This is a genomic window from Mesorhizobium ciceri biovar biserrulae, assembly GCF_001618845.1.
GTDB lineage: Bacteria > Pseudomonadota > Alphaproteobacteria > Rhizobiales > Rhizobiaceae > Mesorhizobium > Mesorhizobium ciceri.
Genome location: NZ_CP015064.1, coordinates 1 through 19262, shown reverse-complemented (window position 1 = coordinate 19262; position 19262 = coordinate 1). Strand labels below are relative to the sequence as shown.

Here is a 19262-nt window from a genome sequence, read left to right as displayed (position 1 = left end):
CCACAAGGGGAGTGGCGGATTTGAGCTTTGCCGAAAATATCACCGTCGAGGCATTGGAAGCCGATCCCTACCCGATCTATGCAGAGCTCAGGCGCAGTGCGCCGGTCGCTTTCGTGCCGGCGGTCAATCTTTGGTTCGTCACCCGCTGGAAGGATGTCGAGAGCGTCGCCAAGTCGCCCGAGATCTTCTCCGCCGTCGTCGGCTCGTCACCAGTTGAGCGCTCCTTCGGCAAGCCGACCATCCTGACCACCGATGGCGAGACGCACAAGCAACTGCGCCAAGGCGTCGACCCGAAATACCGGCCGCGCACCGTCGCCGCCTATGCCGGCGACCTCGTGCGGTCGATTGCCGAACCTTTTCTGGACCGGATCGCCAACCAGGGCTCCGCCGAGCTGATGGCCGATTATTTCGAGCCGGTGTCGACGCTCAGCCTGGCGCGCTCGCTCGGCCTTGCCGGCATCGATATGCCGACGCTGCGCCGCTGGTTCTACGGCCTTGCCCAGGGCGCCGTCAATTTCGAGAACGATCCGAAACGGCAGGAGATCGCCGACGCAATCAGTGCCGAGGTCGGCGACGCCATCCTGCCGACGCTGGAAAGACTTGCGCGCCAGCCAGATGACTCGGCGCTGTCGCATATGCTGCATGACGGCATGCCGGAGGGCACGACGCGGCCGATCGACTTTCTGATGCCCAGCATCAAGGTCATCCTGCTTGGCGGCATGCAGGAGCCCGGACATGGCGCCGGCTCGATCCTCGCCGGCCTGCTGGCCCATCCCGAGCAATTGCGGCAGGTGCTCGCCGATCCCGAGACTTTCGTGCCGAAGGCGGTCGACGAGGGCCTGCGCTGGGTGGCGCCGATCGGCACGCAGACGCGGCAGACGACGCGGGCAGTCGAGCTTGGCGGCGTGACGATCCCGGCCGGCGCTGCCGTCGCCGCCCTCGTCTCTTCGGCAAGCCGCGACGAGAGCCGCTTTGCCGATCCCGACCGCTTCGACATCAACCGCAACGAAGGCAACCATGCCGCCTTCGGCTTCGGCCATCATTTCTGTTCGGGCCGGTTCTTCGCACGCGAGCAGATGTGCCTTGCGGTGCGGCTGTTGCTCCAACGCTTCCCCGATCTCAGCCTTGTGCCGAGCAGGGAACCGGTGTTTCGCGGCTGGGAATTCCGCGCGCCAACCACATTGCATGTTTCCCTTGGAGTCCGTCACCAATGATCAGTCAGAATGCCATCGAAACGCTGCGCAAGACGGAGATCGGCGCGCAGGGCCTGTTCATCGATGGCGTGCAGGTCGAGGCAACAAGCGGCGCAAGCCTGCCGGTGACGTCGCCGATCGACGGCCGACCTTTCGCCAGCATCGCCGACGGCAACGCCGCCGATATCGACCGCGCCGTGAAGTCGGCGCGCAAGGCGTTCGAGAAGGGCTCGTGGTCGCGCGCCACACCCGCCTTTCGCAAGAAGGTGCTGACGAAATTCGCCGAGCTGGTCGAGAAACACGCCGATGAGCTCGCCGTGCTCGGTGTGCGCGACAACGGCACCGAGATCGGCATGGCCTACAAGGCAGAACCGCTGTCGGCGGCAGGCACCATCCGCTACTATGCCGAGGCCATCGACAAGGTCTATGGCGAGATAGCGCCGACGGCCGAGAATGTGCTCGGACTGATCCACAAGGAGCCGCTCGGCGTCGTCGGCGTCATCGTGCCGTGGAATTTCCCGCTGATGATCGGTGCCTGGAAGATCGCGCCTGCACTTGCCGCCGGCAATTGCGTGGTGGTCAAGCCGCCTGAGATCGCCTCGCTGGCGCTGCTGCGGCTGGCCGAACTGGCAAGCGAGGCCGGCTTGCCCGCCGGTGTGCTCAATGTCGTCACCGGGCGTGGCGCGGTCACCGGCGAGGCGCTCGGCCTGCATATGGATGTCGACGCCATCGCCTTCACCGGTTCCGGCCCGGTCGGCAGGCGGCTGCTCGAATATTCCGCTCGCTCCAATCTGAAGCGCGTCTTCCTCGAACTCGGCGGCAAGTCGCCGAACATCGTCTTTGCCGATGCCCCCGACCTGAAACAGGCGGCGGTCGTCTCGGCCAACGGCATTTTTCGCAATTCCGGCCAGGTCTGCGTCGCCGGCTCGCGGCTTCTCGTCCAGTCAGCGGTCTATGACCGCTTCATGGATGAGCTTCTCCAGGCAACGATGCGGCTGAAAGTCGGCGATCCGCTCGATCTCGCCAACGATGTCGGTGCGGTGTCGAGCGCCGAACAGCTGGACAAGAACCTCGGTTTCGTCGCCAGGGCCACGGAAGAAGGTGCCCGTCTCGTCACCGGCGGCCAGCGGATGCTGACCGAGACCGGTGGCAGCTACATGGCGCCAACGATCTTCGAGAATGTGACACAGGATATGCAGTTGGCGCGTGAGGAGGTGTTCGGGCCGGTGCTCGGCGTCATGCGCTTCGAGACCGAGGAGGAGGCGGTTCGGCTTGCCAATTCGACCGTCTACGGGCTTGCCTCCGCGGTGTGGACCGCCAATCTCTCCACCGCGCATCGCATGGTGCGCGCCATCAATGCCGGCGTCGTCCACGTCAACACCTATGGCGGCGCCGACATCACCGTGCCGCTCGGCGGCGTCAAGCAGTCCGGCTTCGGCCGCGACAAGTCGCTGCACGCGCTGGAGAAATATTTGGAACTGAAGGCGGCCTGGATCGCGCTTTGACGGCACGCTGAGCTCTCTGAGAATCTGACGACCTCCAGACGCGCGCAAGATCGCGCCGCGATCCGCTGCGGCCGGTCAAGCAGCGGCTTTTGCTCACGCTCTTGAAAATTTTGAGAGAATATTCCCGGCTTTGGCGAGAATGGCGAAACGCGTTCTTTGATAAACTTGATAGAATTTCTGAGGATGCGACCAAGGCTAGGCAATCCGCCTCGCTGCCATGACTTCACAACCGCAGAGATCAATCATGACTGACTTCAAGAACACTTTGCCATCTTCCCCCGGGTCAACCGTCAACCGGCGCAGTGGCCTTGCTCTGCTGTTCGCCTCGGTCGTCGCGATCGGCAGCCTGATTGCACCGCATGCGTCGTTTGCCGAGGACAAGAAGGCGATCAAGGTCGGCATCATCAGCGGCGAGGACGAGGACGTCTGGCGCGTCGTCGTCGCGCAAGCCGCCGAAAAGGGCCTTGCCATCGAGACGGTGGTATTCAACGACTACACCCAGCCCAACGAGGCGCTGGAGCGCGGCGAGATCGACGCCAACGCCTTCCAGCACCAGCCCTATCTCGACAACCAGATCAAGACGCAAGGGTATCACATCGTCCGTGTCGGCTATACCGGCGTCTGGCCGATCGGCCTCTACTCTAAGAAGTTCAGCAAGGTTGCCGACCTGCCCGAGGGCGCGGTCATTGGCGTGCCCAACGACCCATCCAATGAAGGCCGGGCGCTGCGCGTGCTGCAGAACGAGGGCGTGATCAAGCTCAGGGATGGCACCGGCATTCTGGCCACCACCGCCGACATCGCCGAGAACGCGAAGAAGGTGGTGATCAAGGAACTTGACGCCGGTATCGTCGGCCGCTCGGTCGAGGATCTCGATGCGGCCGTAGTCAATACCGACTGGGCGCTGAAAAGCGGCCTGTCGCCGGAAAACCGCATCGCGCAGGAGCCTATCGCCGACAATCCCTACCGCAACTTCATCGCGGTGAAGACCGGTAACGAGAACGAGGCCTGGGTGAAGACGCTGGTGGCTTCCTATCAGAACGAGGCGGTGAAGGCCGAGTTCGACAAGGTCTACAAGGGCACCGGCCTCAGCGCCTATTGATCCGGTCCTCGGCCGGAAGCCCGGTTCGAGAGCAACAGCGGTCCGCGCTCAGGCGCGGGCCGCGATTGCGTTTTCGGGAACAGGAATATTCATGAACCAGCATATCACGGCATCCGGGAAGACCGCCGATCCGACCCAGACCCGGCCCGACGCATCTCAGGATGTCGTGCGCCTTGTCGACCTGAAGCGCCATTTCGGTGTGACGGCGGCGCTCGACGGCATTTCGCTGACCGTGCGGAAGGGCGAGATCCTCGGTATCATCGGCCGCAGCGGCGCCGGCAAATCGACGCTGATCCGCTGCCTGAACGGGCTGGAACGGCCTGACTCCGGCGAGGTGTTGATCGAGGGCCGCGAGATCAGCCGGCTCGGCGAGCGCGACCTGCAGCCGCTGCGGCGGCGCATCGGCATGATCTTCCAGCATTTCAACCTGCTGTCGGCCAAGACCGTCGAGGACAATGTGGCGCTGCCGCTGAAGATCGAGGGCCGGCCGAAAGCCGAGAGGCTGAAGCGCGCCGCCGAACTGCTCGATCTTGTCGGCCTGTCGGAGAAAGCCAAGGCCTATCCGGCGTCGCTGTCGGGCGGCCAGAAGCAACGGGTCGGCATCGCCAGGGCGCTTGCCGCGCGCCCGGCGCTGCTCCTGTCGGACGAAGCCACCTCGGCGCTCGATCCGGAGACGACGCGCTCCATCCTCGCACTGCTCAAGGACATCAACCGGCAGCTTGGCCTGACCATCCTTTTGATCACCCATGAGATGGAGGTGATCCGTTCCATCGCCGACCGCGTGGCGGTGATCGACGCCGGACGCATCGTCGAGCAAGGGCCGGTCTGGTCGGTGTTTGCCGACCCACAATCAGACATCACCAAAAGCCTGCTCGGCGCCATCCGGCCGCAGCTGCCAGCCGAACTGGCGGCCCGGCTGCTGCCGGCGGCCGGCCCGGAGACGATCCTGCGCGTGGATGTGGCCGGCGAAGCGGCAAGCAGGCCATTGCTGTCCGACCTTGCCACGGCTGTTCCAGGCGCCTTCCGCCTCGTCCATGGCGGCATCGACCATATCCAGCAGCAGCCGGTCGGCACGCTGTTCCTTTCGGTTCCCGGCAGCGATGCAAATCATCTTGCTGACATCATCACATTCCTGAAGGCCCGCCAGGCGCGGGTGGAGGTGCTTGGCCATGTCGCCAATCCTGTTTGAACTTCTGCTGCGTTCGATCTGGGAGACGGTGCTGATGACGGCCGCCTCCGGCCTCATCTCGCTGGTCTTCGGCCTGCCGCTCGGCCTGGCGCTGATTGCTACCGAACGCGGCGGCATTGCCGAAAGCCTTTGGGTGAACCGGGCGCTCGGCGCCATCATCAACGGCTTCCGCTCGGTGCCCTTCATCATCCTTCTGGTGGCGCTGATCCCGGTGACGCGGCTGATCGTCGGCACCTCGATCGGCACATGGGCAGCCATCGTGCCGCTGTCGATCGCCGCCACGCCCTACTATGCGCGCATCGCCGAAGTGTCGCTGCGCGAAGTCGATCGCGGGCTGATCGAGGCGGCGCGCGCCATGGGCGGCAACCGCTGGACGATCATCCGCGAGGTGCTGGTGCCAGAAGCCCTGCCCGGCATCGTCGCCGGCTTCACGGTGACGCTGGTGACGCTGATCGGTGCGTCAGCCATGGCCGGCGCGATCGGCGCCGGCGGCCTCGGCGACCTAGCCATCCGCTACGGCTACCAGCGTTTCGAGACGTCGGTGATGATCGCCGTGGTCATAGTCCTGATCATCCTGGTCTGCGGCATCCAATGGGTGGGGGATCGTCTGGTGGCGAGGCTGGATCGGAGGGGGTGAGCCACGCAAATTCTTCCGCATCCTTTTCATTTCTTTTTCATTCCTTTCTGTCTTTTCGATGGCTATTGACAGCCCTTTTTAAAAGGATTAATGTTACAGGCCAGAGATCAGAAAAGGCTTGGTGAGATGACGAATATTTTTCAAACGCCAGAGAAAGGAGCGACAAAGGGGCTGCTTTTCCAAGCGGGGATAGACGTACTTCAGCAGAATGGGTGGTCCGTCGAAAAGGCCGGGCTTGGCAAATCGTCTGTCCGAAAGATCACAAAAGGCAAAGACACCAAACTTGTGTCTATCAGGACAAGCCAAGACACATGGATTGCTTTCCCGCGCACTTCAGACGATGGCGGCTGGCTGACACTTGACGACGTGGACTATGTCGTCGCGGTTTCGGTCGATAATAAGTACATGCCCCGGCTCGCGTACATACATATGATCGACGCGACACAGATGCGGGAGCGCTACGACCGGGCATATGCCGCCCGGAAGAAGGCTGGGTACAATATTCCAGTTGGCCGCGGTGTCTGGCTGTCGCTATACGAGGAAGAAACCTCCGACCCCGTTACGCTTGTCGGCGCCGGTGCAGGCCTGAAATACCCCCCCATTGCTTCAGTGCCCTTGGATGGCCGAGCCGATGTCGATCTAGGGGAAGATGCCCCTGCCGAGGACGAAGGCCCGTTGACAATCGCCGAGGCGAAGAGACGGCTGGCGATGACTTTCGGGGTGGATCCGTCGGCCATCAAGATCATCGTCGAAGGATGATCCAAGTAGCGCTAAGCCCCATGGCTTGAAGCCAACTAACCTCGCAGCCTGATCCCTTCCGGATCGAAGAACGGTATCGGCGCCACGACCGCGCGGGTCGGCCTGCCGTCGATGTCGATGCTGAGTTCGGTGCCAATCGCGGTGAAAGGCAGCCGCAGGTGCGCCGTGGCCAGCACCTTGCCCAGGGAATAGCCGTGATCGCTGTAGGTGACGATGCCAGCGTCCTCGACATCGGCCAGGACCCTGGCATCGGTGGCGGCCGGCGTGTCGCCGTCGAGGATCAGGCCGACCCATTGCTCTTCGAGGCCCTTGTCGCGAACCTTGAGCAACGCTTGCCGGCCGACGAAATCGCCCTTGTCGAACTTGATCCAGCGGTCGAGCCCGACATGGAACGGGGTGCGGCTCTCGTCCATGTCGATGCCGTGCGCCGGATAGGCCTTTTCCAGGCCCAGCGTGAACATTGCCAGCACGCCATAGGGTTTCAGGCCAAAGTCCCGGCCGGTCCGCATCAGCGCATCCCAGACCGAAGCGGCCTCGTCGGCCGGCACGAACAATTCGAAGCCGAGCTCGCCGGTGACCCCGGTGCGCGAGATCAGCACCCGCGTGCCGTTGATGTGGCCTGACGTGAACGACCAGCGCTTCAGTCCATCCAGATCGGCATCCGCAATCAATGCTTTCAGCAGTTCGCGCGAGCGCGGGCCCTGGATGGTCGGGAAGGCGATGGAAGCCGTGATGTCGGTGACATAGGCCTTGCGACCCTGCGCGTGATGCAACAGCCAGGGCAGCATCTTCAGGCGGTTGACCGAGCCGGTTACCAGCATGAAGTGCTCCGGACCCAACCGAAACACGGTGAGGTCGTCCATGATGCCGCCATCCTCGCGGCAGACCGTGGAATAGCGGACCTGGCCCGGTTTCATGGCAGCGGCATTATTGACGATGACATGGTTGACCAGCGCCTCGGCGTCCGGCCCCTTGATGTCCATCTTGCCCATGGTGCTGAGATCCTGCACGCCGACATTTTTGCGGGTGTTCAGGTGCTCGTCGGCAATGCCGGAATAGGTTTTGGCCGAGATGAAATCGCCCCCGACACGACCCATGGTCGCGCCCAGCCCGACGATGCTGCTGTAGAAAGGGGAACGCCGCTCAGCCAAGGAAGTCTCCATCATGAATTGCGATCCAGAGACCGTTTCGAAATTCGCTCTGGCGAGTCATATGATGGTGGTTTCGAGAACCGGAGCGCAGCGGACATTCAGGTCCGTGAGCACCGGAAGCGCAGAAAACGCCTTCAGATGGCCGCCAGAGTAGAGTTTCCAAACGGTCTCAGCTGCCGTAGACGTCGAACGAGAAGTACTTGTCGTTGATTTCCTTGTACTTGCCATTGGCGCGCAGCGCGTCGATGGCCGCATTGAGCTTGTCGGCCAGTTCCTTGTTGCCCTTTTGCAGGGCGATGCCGACGCCGGGGCCGTGTATGGCCGGATCGGCGGTCAGCGTGCCGAGCAGCTTGCAGCAGGCGCCGTCTGGCTTCTTCAACCACTCGGTCAAGATGATCGACCCGTCCATCATCGCGTCGAGGCGGCCATTGGCCATGTCGGTGCGGGCATCGTCGCCCGTCGGATAGGCCTTGACCGTCGAGCCTGCATATTTCTGGTCGGCGAATTTCTGGTGGATGGTCGCGGTCTGCACGCCGAGCGCCTTGCCTTTCAGATCATCGGGCGACGTGCCTGCGATGGTCGAATCCTTCGGCACGGCGATAGCCGGCGGCGTCTGGTAGTATTTGTGGGTGAACTCGACCTTCTCGGCCCGCTCGGGTGTGATGGTGATGTTGATGATCGCGTCGAACTTGCCGGCCTGCAGCGCCGGTATGGAACCATCGAAATCCTGCACGCTGAACTCACACTCAGCCTTCATCTCGGCACACAGCGCCTTCCCCAAGTCGATGTCGAAGCCGCCCAGCGTGCCGTCGGCACTGGCGTAGTTGAAGGGCGGATAAGCGCCTTCGGTGCCGATCCTGAGTTTTTTGTCCTGGGCGGAGGCGGCACCCGTGGCAAGGGTGAGGGCGACGGAAGCGGCAAGCACGAAACGACCGAAAAGACGCATGTTCGAGATCCCCGTTGAAAGCGGGAAGTCTACGGTCTTCCAGGCGCGCGGCGGAGACGGAAACGACATGCGCTGCGGCGATCACGGCGCGGCGAGCAGACCAGGCGATCGATCGATGATGTGTTAGCCGACGCGCTGCTTGTCGGTGGCCGTCCGGTCGATGGCCAACTCCCCGGCCGAGAGGACAACGCCAAACTTCTCGGTGGCTTCCTCTGATGTGTAGTACCCCAGCGCCACGTCGCGCAGCACAAGATCGGCATCGCGCTGCAGCGGATCTCCATAGCCGCCGCCGCCCGGCGTGCCGACGCGCACGCGGTCGCCGGCCTTGAGCGCAATGTCCTGTTCCTTGGACAAATGCGGCGGCACGTGTTCCTCGCCGTTGCGGAAGACGGTCACCGTGTTGACGGCGCCGTCCTTGCCGCCAAGCGCGCCCTGCGGGCCGAACCGGCCATGGTCCATGACGAAGGAAGCGCGGGCGTCGCCGCGCAGGATTTCCACCTCATAGGCGAGGCCGAAACCGCCGCGATGCTTGCCGGCGCCGCCGGAGCCTTCACGCAAGGCGTAGTGGCGGTAGAGCACCGGGAATGCCTGTTCCATGATCTCGACCGGCGGCGACTTGGAGATGCCGATGGTCGAGCAGCCATTGGTCAGGCCGTCATGGCCTGAATTGCCGCCATAACCGCCGCCGGAGATCTGATACATGACGTAGTCGCGGCCGCGTGCCGGGTCGTTGCCGCCGAGTGCGAAATTGCCGCTGGAACCGGCGGGTGCGGCGGTCACCTTGTCCGGCAATGCCTGCACCATCGCCGCGAATACCGCCTCGGCGATGCGCTGCGACACCTCGGCGGCGCAGCCCGAGACGGGCCGCGGATATTTGGCGTCGAGGAACGTGCCTTCCGGCCGTTTGACGATCAGGGGTTCAAACGCGCCGGCGCTGATCGGTACATCCGGGAAAATGTGGCGCATGGCGAGATAGACCGAGGATAGGGTCGTCGCCAGCACGCTGTTCATCGGCCCGGCGCAGGGCTTTGACGAGCCGGTGAAATCGAAGGTCAGCGTGTCGCCCTGTTTTTCGACGCCGAGCGCGATGATCAGCGGCTCGTTGACCACCCCATCGGAATCGACAAAGGCCTTCGAATGGTAGGTGCCGTCGGGAATGGCTGAGATGTTGGCGCGCATCTGCTCGGCCGCGCGGCGGCGCAGTTCGGCGATCGCCTCTACAACCGTTTCATCCCCGTAACGATCCAGGATTCCATTGAGCCTGTCCCGACCGATCAGCAGTGCGGCAGCTTGGGCGCGGATGTCGCCGATGCGCTGGTCGGCGACACGGATGTTGGAGCAAATGATGGCGTAGATTTCCGGATCGAGCACGCCCTTCTTGAACAGTTTTACGGGCGGCAGTCGCAGGCCTTCCTGCTCCACGGCAGTCGCCGAGGCTGAAAATCCGCCCGGCACCGAGCCGCCAATGTCGGGCCAATGGCCGGTGTTGGATAGCCAGCAGAAAATCTTGCCGTCCCGGTAGACCGGCATGACGAAGCGCACATCCATCAGATGGGTGCCGCCGAGATAGGGGTCGTTGACGACGTAGATGTCGCCTGGTTCCGGCGCCAGGCAACGGCCGTCGGCGATCATCTCGATCACCGTCCTGGTCGAATACTGCATGACACCGACGAACACCGGCAGGCCCTGGCTGCCTTGCGCGATCAGCGAACCGTCGACAGCCGAATAGATTCCGTCGGAGCGGTCATTGGCCTCGGCGATGACAGGCGAGAAGGCGGCGCGTGAGAAGGTCAGGTCCATCTCGTCGCAGACCTGCTGCAGGGCCGCCTGGAGGACCGAAAGGGTGATGGCGTCGAGCTTTGCCATATCAGGCCTCACCAATGTCGATGATGATGTTGCCGTCAGCGTCGCTGCGTGCGCGGTCGCCGGGTTCGAGCACGGTGGTGGCATCCATCTGTTCGAGGATCGCCGGGCCTTCGATGATAGCATCGAGCGGCAGCTTTTCACGCGCATATACGGGCGTGTCGTACCAACGGCCGGCATACCAGACCGGCCGGATTTCGCGCCGCGCCTCGTCCAGCGTTGCTGCGCGCCCCGCCGGATCGATCAGGCGCGACAGATCGATCGCCAGACGCACGCCGGTGACCGATGTATTGAGATTGACGAGATTGGCTCGGATTTCCGGCAGCTCGACCTTGAAGCGGGCGAAATAGGCCTTTTCGAAAAGCTGCTGCAGCGTTGCCCGGGTCACCGAGGAGGACGGCAGCGCCACGTTGAGGATGTGGGTCTGGCCGACGAACTGCATGTCGGCGGAGTGGGTGACGCGGATCGTCTCCGGCTTTACCGCTTCCTTGCCGATCAGTTCCTCGCCTTCGTTTCGGTGCCGTTCCAATACCGCGTGAAGATGCGTTTCGTCGAGCACCGATACCGGCTGGTTGATGGTGTTGACGAAGTCGTGGCGCAGGTCGGCAACGACGCAGCCGAGCGCGTTGGTGATGCCTGGACGCGCCGGCACCAGCACCTTGGGCAGGCCGAGTTCGCGCGCCAGGGCAGTCGCATGCAGCGGCCCGGCGCCGCCGAAGGCGAACAGCGCGAAATCGCGGGGGTCATGACCGCGTGACACCGAGACCATGCGGATGGCGCCGGCCATCTTCATGTTGCCGAGCCGCAGCACCGCGCCCGCCGCCTCGACGCCGGACAGGCCGGTCGGCTTGCCGATTTTCTCCTCGAAGATGCCGGTGACGCGCTCTGATGTGACCGGGTTTTCGACTGCCAGCAGCTTCTTCGGCGCCAGCCGGCCGAGCACCAGATTGGCGTCGGTGATGGTCGGCTCGAGGCCGCCGCGCCCGTAGCAGATCGGGCCGGGATTGGCGCCGGCGCTTTCCGGGCCGATCTGGATCAGGCCGGCCGCATCGACGCGGGCGATCGAGCCGCCGCCGGCGCCGACCGTGTGCACCGCCACCATCGGCACATGGATCGGCATGGCATATTCGATCTCGATCTCGTTCGAGACAGCCGGCTCGGCATTGCGGATCAGCGCCACGTCGGTCGAAGTGCCGCCCATGTCGTAGGTGACGAGGTTTTCGAAGCCGGCACGTTTTCCGGTATAGGCGGCGGCGATAACGCCGGAGGCCGGGCCGGACATGACAGTCTTGGCCGATTCTCGTGTGACGAAGCGGGCCGAGATCATGCCGCCATTGCCGTTCATGATCAGGAAGTCGCGGGCATAGCCTTTTGCAGCCAGTTCCTTGCGCAGCCGCTCGACATAACGCTCGAGGATCGGCTGCACCGAGGCGTTGACCGAAGCGGTGACGCCGCGCTCGAACTCGCGCGCCTCCGACAGCAGCGCATGGCCTGCCGTGATGTAGCCGTTCGGCCAGAGCTCGGCGGCAATTTCGGTGGCGCGCCGCTCGTGCGCCGGATTGGCGTAGGAATGCAGGAAATGGATGACGAGGGATTCGCAACCGGCCGCGATCAGCGTCTGCACCGCCTCGCGCATTTCGGCCTCGTCGAGCGGTGTGCGTATCGCACCCGACGCCTCGACGCGCTCCGACACTTCGAGCCTGAGATTGCGCGGGATGATCGGCACGAAGCTGCCGGTCATGCCATAGGCCTGCGGCCGCGTGCGCCGGCCAAGCTCGATCACGTCGCGAAAACCGCGCGTGGTGATCATGCCGGTTTTCGCCAGCCGGCGTTCGAGCACCGCATTGGTGGTGGTGGTCGTGCCATGCACGATGAGGTCGATGCCGTCGATCGGAAATCCGGTGGCGCCGAGTGCCGAAACGACACCGAAGGCCTGGTTGTCGACCGTGGTCGGCGTCTTGGCCAGATACACCCTGCCGCCATCGCTTCCGTCGATCAGGAGCAGGTCGGTGAAGGTGCCGCCGACATCGATACCGGCAACGACATTTCCCTGGGGATCGCGCGCTTGCGCCGAAATATTCTCTTCCATCGTCGAAACCCGAAATGCGCGGACTACGGATACGCGTCAGTTTGGAAAGCTGTTTTAAGGGAGCATCTTGACGCAAATATCGTTTGTATACTAATAAATTCCGGACACAAGAGCTTGCCGCTTTGGAGTGTGCGAACAGCATGCCGGGACCTGAATGGTCCGGGCGTGCAGGTGAAGGTTTGGCGCCCGCGTCCGTGAGCTGGGCCAGAAGGTTGGATTTGATGAACACCACATCCGCTCTCAACACCGTCGGCGCCCGACCGCTGCAGTTCCCGATTCCGGCCAATGTCTATGCCGAAACCGTGGTCTCGGTGAAGCACTACACCGACCGGCTGTTCTCGTTCCGCATCACCCGTCCGCAGTCGCTGCGCTTCCGCTCCGGCGAGTTCGTCATGATCGGCCTGCCCAATGCAGAGAAGCCGGTGTACCGCGCCTATTCGGTGGCGAGCCCGGCCTGGGACGAAGAGCTGGAATTCTTCTCGATCAAGGTGCCGGACGGCCCGCTGACTTCGGAGCTGCAGAAGATCCAGGTCGGCGACACCGTCATCATGCGCCAGAAGTCGACGGGCACGCTGGTGGTCGACGCATTGACGCCGGCCAAGCGGCTGTTCATGATCTCGACCGGCACCGGCATCGCGCCCTTCGCCAGCCTGCTGCGCGACCCCGACACCTACGAAAAATTCGATCAACTGATCCTGACCCATACCTGCCGCGACAATGCCGAGCTGACCTATGGCCAGGAGCTGGTCGCAGCACTTGAAAGCGACCCGCTGATCGGTGAACTGACCACTGGGCGCGTCACGCTCTACAATTCGACGACCCGCGAGGAATCGGCACGCATGGGCCGCATCACCGCGCTGATCGGCTCCGGCAAGTTCTACAGCGATCTCGGCATCGACAAGCTCAACCCGGAAACCGATCGGATCATGATCTGCGGCTCGATGCATATGCTGAAGGACGTCAAGGAACTGGCCGAAAGCCTCGGCTTCGAGGAAGGCTCGCTGAGCCATCCGGCGACTTTTGTCGTCGAGCGCGCCTTCGTCGGCTGAGCCGCACCAACATCTCGAAGTCTACGTTTTTGACCGCACGGTCAAAAATTGCTGCTTTCGCCGCCTTTTTCGGTTATGACCGCCCGCAGGACTCGTGAAGTACGGCTTCACGGGCTATCTTCGGCATACGTCGCTGAATGAAAGGGCAGGAGATGAGCAGCACAATCCGCGAAGCCGATGTCGGCCCGTCCAAGGTGACGCCGCTGCCGGCGCGTGCCGCCGCCAATACAGCCGTTCCACCGGACCATCGCATTGCGCGCAACCCCGGCATGAAGCTCGACCTTGGCTTCATGGAATCGGTGCGCAGCGTCAATCGCTCGGCGCTGGAACGGCGCGTCGCCAGCCTGACCAAGCGGCGCTCTATCAAGGCCGACAATCAGGCCGCCTGGCTGCTGCGCGCCGTCGCCTGCATGGATTTGACGACGCTGAATTCCAACGACACCGAGGAGCGCGTGCGCCGGCTTTGCGCCAAGGCGATCAATCCGTTCCGCCGCGACATTGTCGAGGGCCTCGGCATATCAGGTGAAACCATCCGCCCGGCCGCCGTCTGCGTCTACCACCCCTTCGTTGCCACCGCCGTCGATGCGGTGCGCGGCACTGGCATCCATGTCGCCGCCGTCTCCACCGCCTTTCCGCATGGCCTGGCGCCGCTGTCGACCCGTTTGCAGGAGATCGAGGCCTCGGTCCGTGACGGCGCCGACGAGATCGACGTCGTCATCCCGCGCGGCCTGGTGTTCGGCGCCAAGTGGCGGGAGCTTTACAATGAGATCGTCTCGATGCGCGCCGCCTGCGGTGATGCGCATCTGAAGGTCATCCTCGGCACCGGCGACCTCGCCACGCTGCGCAATGTCATGCTGGCCTCGATGGTGGCGATGATGGCGGGCGCCGATTTCATCAAGACCTCGACCGGCAAGGAAAGCGTCAACGCGACGCTGCCCGTCGGCCTCGCCATGGTGCGTGCCATCAGGGCCTATTTCGAGGAAACCGGCTATCTCATCGGCTTCAAGCCGGCCGGCGGCATTTCCACGGCCAAGGCCTCGCTCGACTGGCTGGTGCTGATGAAGGAAGAGCTCGGCCGGCCATGGCTGGAGCCGGACCTGTTCCGCTTCGGCGCGTCGAGCCTCTTGACCGACATCGAGCGCCAGCTCGAGCATCATCTGACCGGACATTATTCGGCCAATCATCGCCACGCGATGGCGTAAGCCTTTACCCCCACCCCGATCGGCTTTTGCCGATCGACCCTCCCAGGCGGGAGGGTGAAGGAGGCACCTGATGAACATTCTCGATCGCTATCACGCCATGGAATACGGCCCGGCACCGGAGGCCCGCAACGAGGCCGACGCCTGGCTTGCCGCGCGCGATTTCGGCAAGGCGCTGTTCATCGGCGGCGACTGGAAAGCCGCTGCCGGCGGCAAGACCTTCGAGACCAGCGAGCCGTCTTCCGGCAAGCTGCTGGCCGAGGTCTCGGACGCCAATGCCGCCGATATCGACGCGGCGGTTGCGGCCGCCGCCAAGGCGCTGCCGAAGTGGTCGGCAGCCTCAGGCTATCAGCGTGCCAAAGTACTCTATGCCATCGGCCGCGCCATGCAGCGGCATCAGCGCCTGTTCGCGGTGCTTGAGACCATCGACAACGGCAAGCCGATCCGCGAAAGCCGCGATATCGACGTGCCGCTGGCGATCCGCCATTTCATCCACCATGCCGGCTGGGCGCAGGCGCTGGACAGGGATTTCCCCGGCCATAGGGGTGTCGGCGTCGTCGGCCAGATTATCCCGTGGAACTTTCCGCTGCTGATGCTGGCCTGGAAGATCGCGCCGGCGCTCGCCGCCGGCTGCACCGTGGTGCTGAAGCCGGCCGAGTTCACGCCGCTGACCGCTATCCTGTTCGCCGAGATTTGCGAGCGTGCCGGCGTGCCGAAGGGCGTCGTCAACATCGTCCAGGGCGGCCCTGAGGCCGGCGTCGCCATCGTCAACCATCCCGGCGTCCAGAAGATCGCCTTTACCGGTTCTTCCGAGGTCGGCAAGATCATCCGCAAGGCCACCGCCGGCTCGGGCAAGAAACTGTCGCTGGAGCTCGGCGGCAAATCGGCTTTCATCGTCTTCGAGGATGCCGATCTCGACAGCGCCGTCGAAGGCCTGGTCGACGGCATCTGGTTCAACCAGGGCCAGGTCTGCTGCGCCGGTTCGCGGCTCCTGGTGCAGGAAGGCATAGCCGACGCCCTGATCGCCAAGGTCAAGACGCGGATGAGCCGGCTGCGCGTCGGCAGCCCGCTCGACAAGAACATCGATATCGGTCCGCTCGTCGATCTGACCCAGCTCGAGCGCGTCAAGGGCCTGGTTGCCGAAGGCGCCAGACAGGGCGCTGTCTGCTGGCAGCCGGATGCCGCACTGCCGTCCTCCGGCTACTACCATCTGCCGACGCTCGCCACAGGTGTTTCGCCGGCTAACATATTGGCGCAAGAAGAGGTGTTCGGCCCTGTTCTGGCGACCATGACCTTCCGCAACACCGAGGAAGCGATCGAGCTCGCCAACAACACGCGCTATGGCCTCGCCGCCTCGGTGTGGAGCGAGAATGTCAACCTTGCCCTGCACGTCGCGCCGCAATTGAAGGCCGGGGTGGTCTGGGTCAACGGCACCAACATGTTCGACGCCGCCTGTGGCTTCGGCGGCTACCGCGAGAGTGGTTTCGGTCGTGAGGGCGGGCGCGAGGGCATGTTCGAATATCTCACGGCAAAATTGCCGCTCGGCCCGGTCATCAAGCCGGCGACGATGTCGGCGCAACCGGTCGAGCAGGCCGACGGCGCGGCAATCGACCGCACGGCAAAGCTGTTCATCGGCGGCAAGCAGGTACGGCCGGACGGCAATTATTCGCTGGCTGTCGCCACCGCCAAGGGCAAGCTTGCCGGCGAAGTTGGGCTCGGTAGCCGCAAGGATATCCGCGATGCCGTCTCCGCCGCCCGCGGTGCCAAGGCCTGGCCGGAGGCGACCGCCTATAACAGGTCCCAGGTGCTCTATTATCTGGCCGAGAACCTTTCCAGCCGCGCCGGCGAGTTCGCCGCCCGTCTCACCGAATTGACCGGCGCTACGCCCAAGGCCGCGCGGGAAGAGGTAGAACAATCCATCGAGCGGCTGTTCCTCTATGCCGGTCTGGCTGACAAATTCGAGGGCCGCGTGCACCAACCGCCCGCGCGTGCCGTGACATTGGCGCTGCACGAGCCGGTCGGCGTCGTCGGCATCGTCGCGCCGGATGCCTCGCCGCTGCTCGGCCTGATCTCGCTGATTGCACCCGCACTCGCGATGGGCAACACCGTGGTCGCAGTGCCGTCGGAGCGCTACCCGCTGCTGGCGACCGATCTCTACCAGGTCATCGAATATTCCGACATTCCCTCAGGCGCCATCAACATCGTCACCGGTCGCAGCGCCGAACTCGCCGGCGTGCTGGCCAAGCATGACGATGTCGACGGGCTTTGGGTATTCGCCGATGCCGAGACCTGCGCCAACGCGGAAGCCGAGTCCATCGGCAACCTCAAGCGCGTCTGGAGCGGCAATGGCCGCGGCATCGACTGGGCATCCGACCAAGCCGCCGGCGACGCCTTCCTACGCCGCGCCGTCGAGGTCAAGAATGTCTGGGTGCCTTACGGCGATTGATGGCCTGCCGGTACTGTTCAGATCGTGTTCGGGCTTGACGCCCGGACAGATGTTCTTTAACGAGAAAAAACATCTTTATCAGTGAACGGTCAACGGCGCAGGCTGCACGATCACGCGTGACTGGCACATGACGCCTTGGCCAGCCGCAGGTAGACCCGGACTATCCCAGCGGACGAGGAGAACAGCATGGCGGATCTGGCAGGCAAGGTCGTTGTCGTCACGGCAGCGGCGCAAGGGATCGGCAAGGCGAGCGCACTGGCCTTCGCAAAAGCCGGCGCCATCGTCTACGCCACCGACATCAACGAGACGCTGCTGGCGGAACTCGCCAAGACGCCAGGGATCAAGACCCGCAAGCTGGACGTGCTCAACGACGAAGCCGTCAACGCCGCCTTTGCCGAGATCGGTGTCGTCGACGTGCTGTTCAATTGCGCCGGTTTCGTCCATTCGGGCTCGATCCTGGAGATGAAGGACGGCGACCTCGATTTCGCGCTGAACCTCAATGTGCGCGCCATGATCCGCACCAGCCGGGCCGTGCTGCCCGGCATGCTGGAACGTGGCGACGGATCGATCATCAACATGGCCTCGCTGGCCAGTTCCACCAAGGGCGTGCCAAACCGCTTCGTCTATGGCCTGACCAAGGCCGCGGTCATCGGCCTGACCAAGGCGATAGCCGCCGACTATGTCGGCAATGGCATACGCTGCAACGCCATCTGCCCCGGCACGGTCGAGAGCCCGTCGCTGCAGGACCGCATGCACGCGCAAGGCGACTATGATGCCGCCCGCGCCGCCTTCATCGCCCGCCAGCCGATGGGCCGGCTCGGCACGCCGGAGGAAATCGCCGATCTGGCCGTCTACCTGGCCGGCGCCACGTACACGTCCGGGCAGGCCTACAATATCGACGGCGGCTGGTCGATCTGACTGCGGAAATCTTGCGTGGGCCGGACGATCTGGCCCGTTGCCGGCGTTCAACAGGGGATCGAACAGTCTGAAAATCCCGCGCGCCGGCTATCTTGTATGGCGATCGCGCTTGTCCGTAGTCAGGTCGATGGGTACGGTCCGCCGGTTCCTTGAAGGAGCAATCGCCTTGGCGGAAAGTTTGCAAAAGGCCACGAGGCCGCAATCAGGAGAAGGATTTAGATGAAACTGCTGCGCTATGGCGAGGTGGGAAGCGAACGTCCCGGCCTGCTCGATGCGGATGGAACGATCCGTGATCTCTCCGCTCACGTCACCGATATCGGCGGCAAGGCACTCGATCCGGCATCGCTGGCAGCACTCGCCAAGCTAGATCCGAAGTCGCTGCCGGCGGTTTCCGGCAGCCCGCGCCTCGGCGCCTGCGTTGCCGGCACGGGCAAGTTCATCTGTATCGGCCTGAACTATTCCGACCACGCCGCCGAGACCGGCGCCACCGTGCCGCCGGAGCCGATCATCTTCATGAAGGCGAGCTCGGCCATTGTCGGGCCGGATGACGACGTGCTGATCCCTCGCGGCTCGGAGAAGACCGACTGGGAAGTCGAGCTGGCCGTGATCATCGGCAAAACCGCCAAATATGTCAGCGAGGCCGATGCGCTCGACTATGTCGCCGGTTATAGCGTTGCCCACGACGTCTCCGAACGCGCCTTCCAGGCCGAGCGGCAGGGCCAGTGGACCAAGGGCAAGAGCTGCGACACATTCGGCCCGACCGGCCCATGGCTGGTGACCAAAGACGAAGTGGCCGACCCGCAGAACCTCAAAATGTGGCTGACCGTCAACGGCAAGACGATGCAGAACGGCTCGACCAAGACCATGGTCTATGGCGTCAAATATCTGGTGTCCTATCTCAGCCAGTTCATGTCGCTGCACCCCGGCGACATCATCTCCACCGGCACGCCGCCCGGCGTCGGGCTGGGCATGAAGCCGCCGGTGTTCTTGAAGGCCGGCGATGTGGTTGAACTGGGCATTGAAGGCCTGGGGCAGCAGAAGCAGACGTTCAAGGCGGACGTTTAGGCAGTACATTTCGGGGTCAGCGCTGCCCCCTCATCCGGCCGCTTCGCGGCCACCTTCTCCCCGCTGGGGAGAAGAGACTGGCGTCGGCGCTGACAATCTCCTCTCCCCTCGGGGAGAGGTCAGCCGAGCGAAGCGGAGGCTGGGTGAGGGGGCT

15 protein-coding genes are annotated in these 19262 nt (G+C 63.8%); 11 read left to right on the top strand and 4 right to left on the bottom strand.

The window, feature by feature from the left end:
* Positions 1-20 precede the first annotated feature (20 nt).
* The 6 genes from A4R29_RS00075 (at position 21) to A4R29_RS00050 (ending at position 6382) form a co-directional block, all read left to right on the top strand.
* Complete coding sequence (locus A4R29_RS00075; protein WP_063173501.1) at positions 21-1214, top strand: cytochrome P450; 1194 nt, start codon at positions 21-23, stop codon at positions 1212-1214.
* Positions 1211-2698: an aldehyde dehydrogenase gene (locus A4R29_RS00070; protein ID WP_063170910.1), complete on the top strand. Its 1488-nt coding sequence runs from the start codon at positions 1211-1213 to the stop codon at positions 2696-2698. The genes A4R29_RS00075 and A4R29_RS00070 overlap by 4 nt, the downstream gene beginning before the upstream one ends.
* Before the next feature lie 244 nt (positions 2699-2942).
* Positions 2943-3797: a MetQ/NlpA family lipoprotein gene (locus tag A4R29_RS00065; RefSeq protein WP_013528557.1), complete on the top strand. Its 855-nt coding sequence runs from the start codon at positions 2943-2945 to the stop codon at positions 3795-3797.
* 91 nt (positions 3798-3888) lie between these two features.
* Positions 3889-4986, top strand: a complete 1098-nt coding sequence (locus tag A4R29_RS00060; protein WP_063170909.1) for a methionine ABC transporter ATP-binding protein — start codon at positions 3889-3891, stop codon at positions 4984-4986.
* Positions 4967-5623 (top strand): methionine ABC transporter permease, encoded by a 657-nt coding sequence (locus tag A4R29_RS00055; RefSeq protein ID WP_027161152.1) that lies wholly within the window; start codon positions 4967-4969, stop codon positions 5621-5623. The genes A4R29_RS00060 and A4R29_RS00055 overlap by 20 nt, the downstream gene beginning before the upstream one ends.
* A 126-nt stretch (positions 5624-5749) precedes the next feature.
* On the top strand, positions 5750-6382 hold the full coding sequence (locus A4R29_RS00050; protein WP_063173500.1) for a hypothetical protein: 633 nt from the start codon (positions 5750-5752) through the stop codon (positions 6380-6382).
* Positions 6383-6417: 35 nt separating this feature from the next.
* Here the strand turns inward: A4R29_RS00050 and A4R29_RS00045 are convergent, their stop codons facing one another.
* The 4 genes from A4R29_RS00045 to A4R29_RS00030 all read right to left on the bottom strand — a co-directional run bounded on the left by A4R29_RS00045 (position 6418) and on the right by A4R29_RS00030 (position 12431).
* Entirely contained in the window at positions 6418-7548 is a 1131-nt protein-coding gene (locus A4R29_RS00045; RefSeq protein WP_063170908.1) for an aminomethyl transferase family protein, read from the bottom strand.
* A 154-nt stretch (positions 7549-7702) separates the two neighbouring features.
* On the bottom strand, positions 7703-8479 hold the full coding sequence (locus A4R29_RS00040) for an ABC transporter substrate-binding protein (protein WP_063170907.1): 777 nt from the start codon (positions 8477-8479) through the stop codon (positions 7703-7705).
* 123 nt (positions 8480-8602) lie between these two features.
* Positions 8603-10345 carry a hydantoinase B/oxoprolinase family protein gene (locus tag A4R29_RS00035; protein WP_063170906.1) on the bottom strand — a complete coding sequence of 581 codons (1743 nt, stop codon included), beginning with the start codon at positions 10343-10345 and terminating at the stop codon, positions 8603-8605.
* Position 10346: 1 nt separating this feature from the next.
* Complete coding sequence (locus A4R29_RS00030) at positions 10347-12431, bottom strand: hydantoinase/oxoprolinase family protein (protein ID WP_063170905.1); 2085 nt, start codon at positions 12429-12431, stop codon at positions 10347-10349.
* A 221-nt stretch (positions 12432-12652) separates the two neighbouring features.
* Here A4R29_RS00030 and A4R29_RS00025 point away from each other — a divergent pair, with 221 nt between their 5' ends.
* From A4R29_RS00025 to A4R29_RS00005, 5 genes are all read left to right on the top strand, one after another.
* Positions 12653-13480: a ferredoxin--NADP reductase gene (locus tag A4R29_RS00025; protein WP_027040179.1), complete on the top strand. Its 828-nt coding sequence runs from the start codon at positions 12653-12655 to the stop codon at positions 13478-13480.
* A 152-nt stretch (positions 13481-13632) separates the two neighbouring features.
* Positions 13633-14682 carry a deoxyribose-phosphate aldolase gene (deoC, locus tag A4R29_RS00020; RefSeq protein WP_013528565.1) on the top strand — a complete coding sequence of 350 codons (1050 nt, stop codon included), beginning with the start codon at positions 13633-13635 and terminating at the stop codon, positions 14680-14682.
* Between the two features lie 70 nt (positions 14683-14752).
* Positions 14753-17125, top strand: coding sequence for an aldehyde dehydrogenase family protein (locus A4R29_RS00015; RefSeq protein ID WP_063170904.1), 2373 nt, complete (start codon positions 14753-14755; stop codon positions 17123-17125).
* A gap of 186 nt (positions 17126-17311) precedes the next feature.
* The gene (locus A4R29_RS00010; protein ID WP_063170903.1) at positions 17312-18043 is read left to right on the top strand and encodes an SDR family oxidoreductase; all 732 of its coding nucleotides are present in this window, start codon (positions 17312-17314) and stop codon (positions 18041-18043) included.
* Positions 18044-18262: 219 nt separating this feature from the next.
* On the top strand, positions 18263-19108 hold the full coding sequence (locus A4R29_RS00005; RefSeq protein ID WP_013528568.1) for a fumarylacetoacetate hydrolase family protein: 846 nt from the start codon (positions 18263-18265) through the stop codon (positions 19106-19108).
* The last annotated feature ends 154 nt before the right edge of the window (positions 19109-19262 follow it).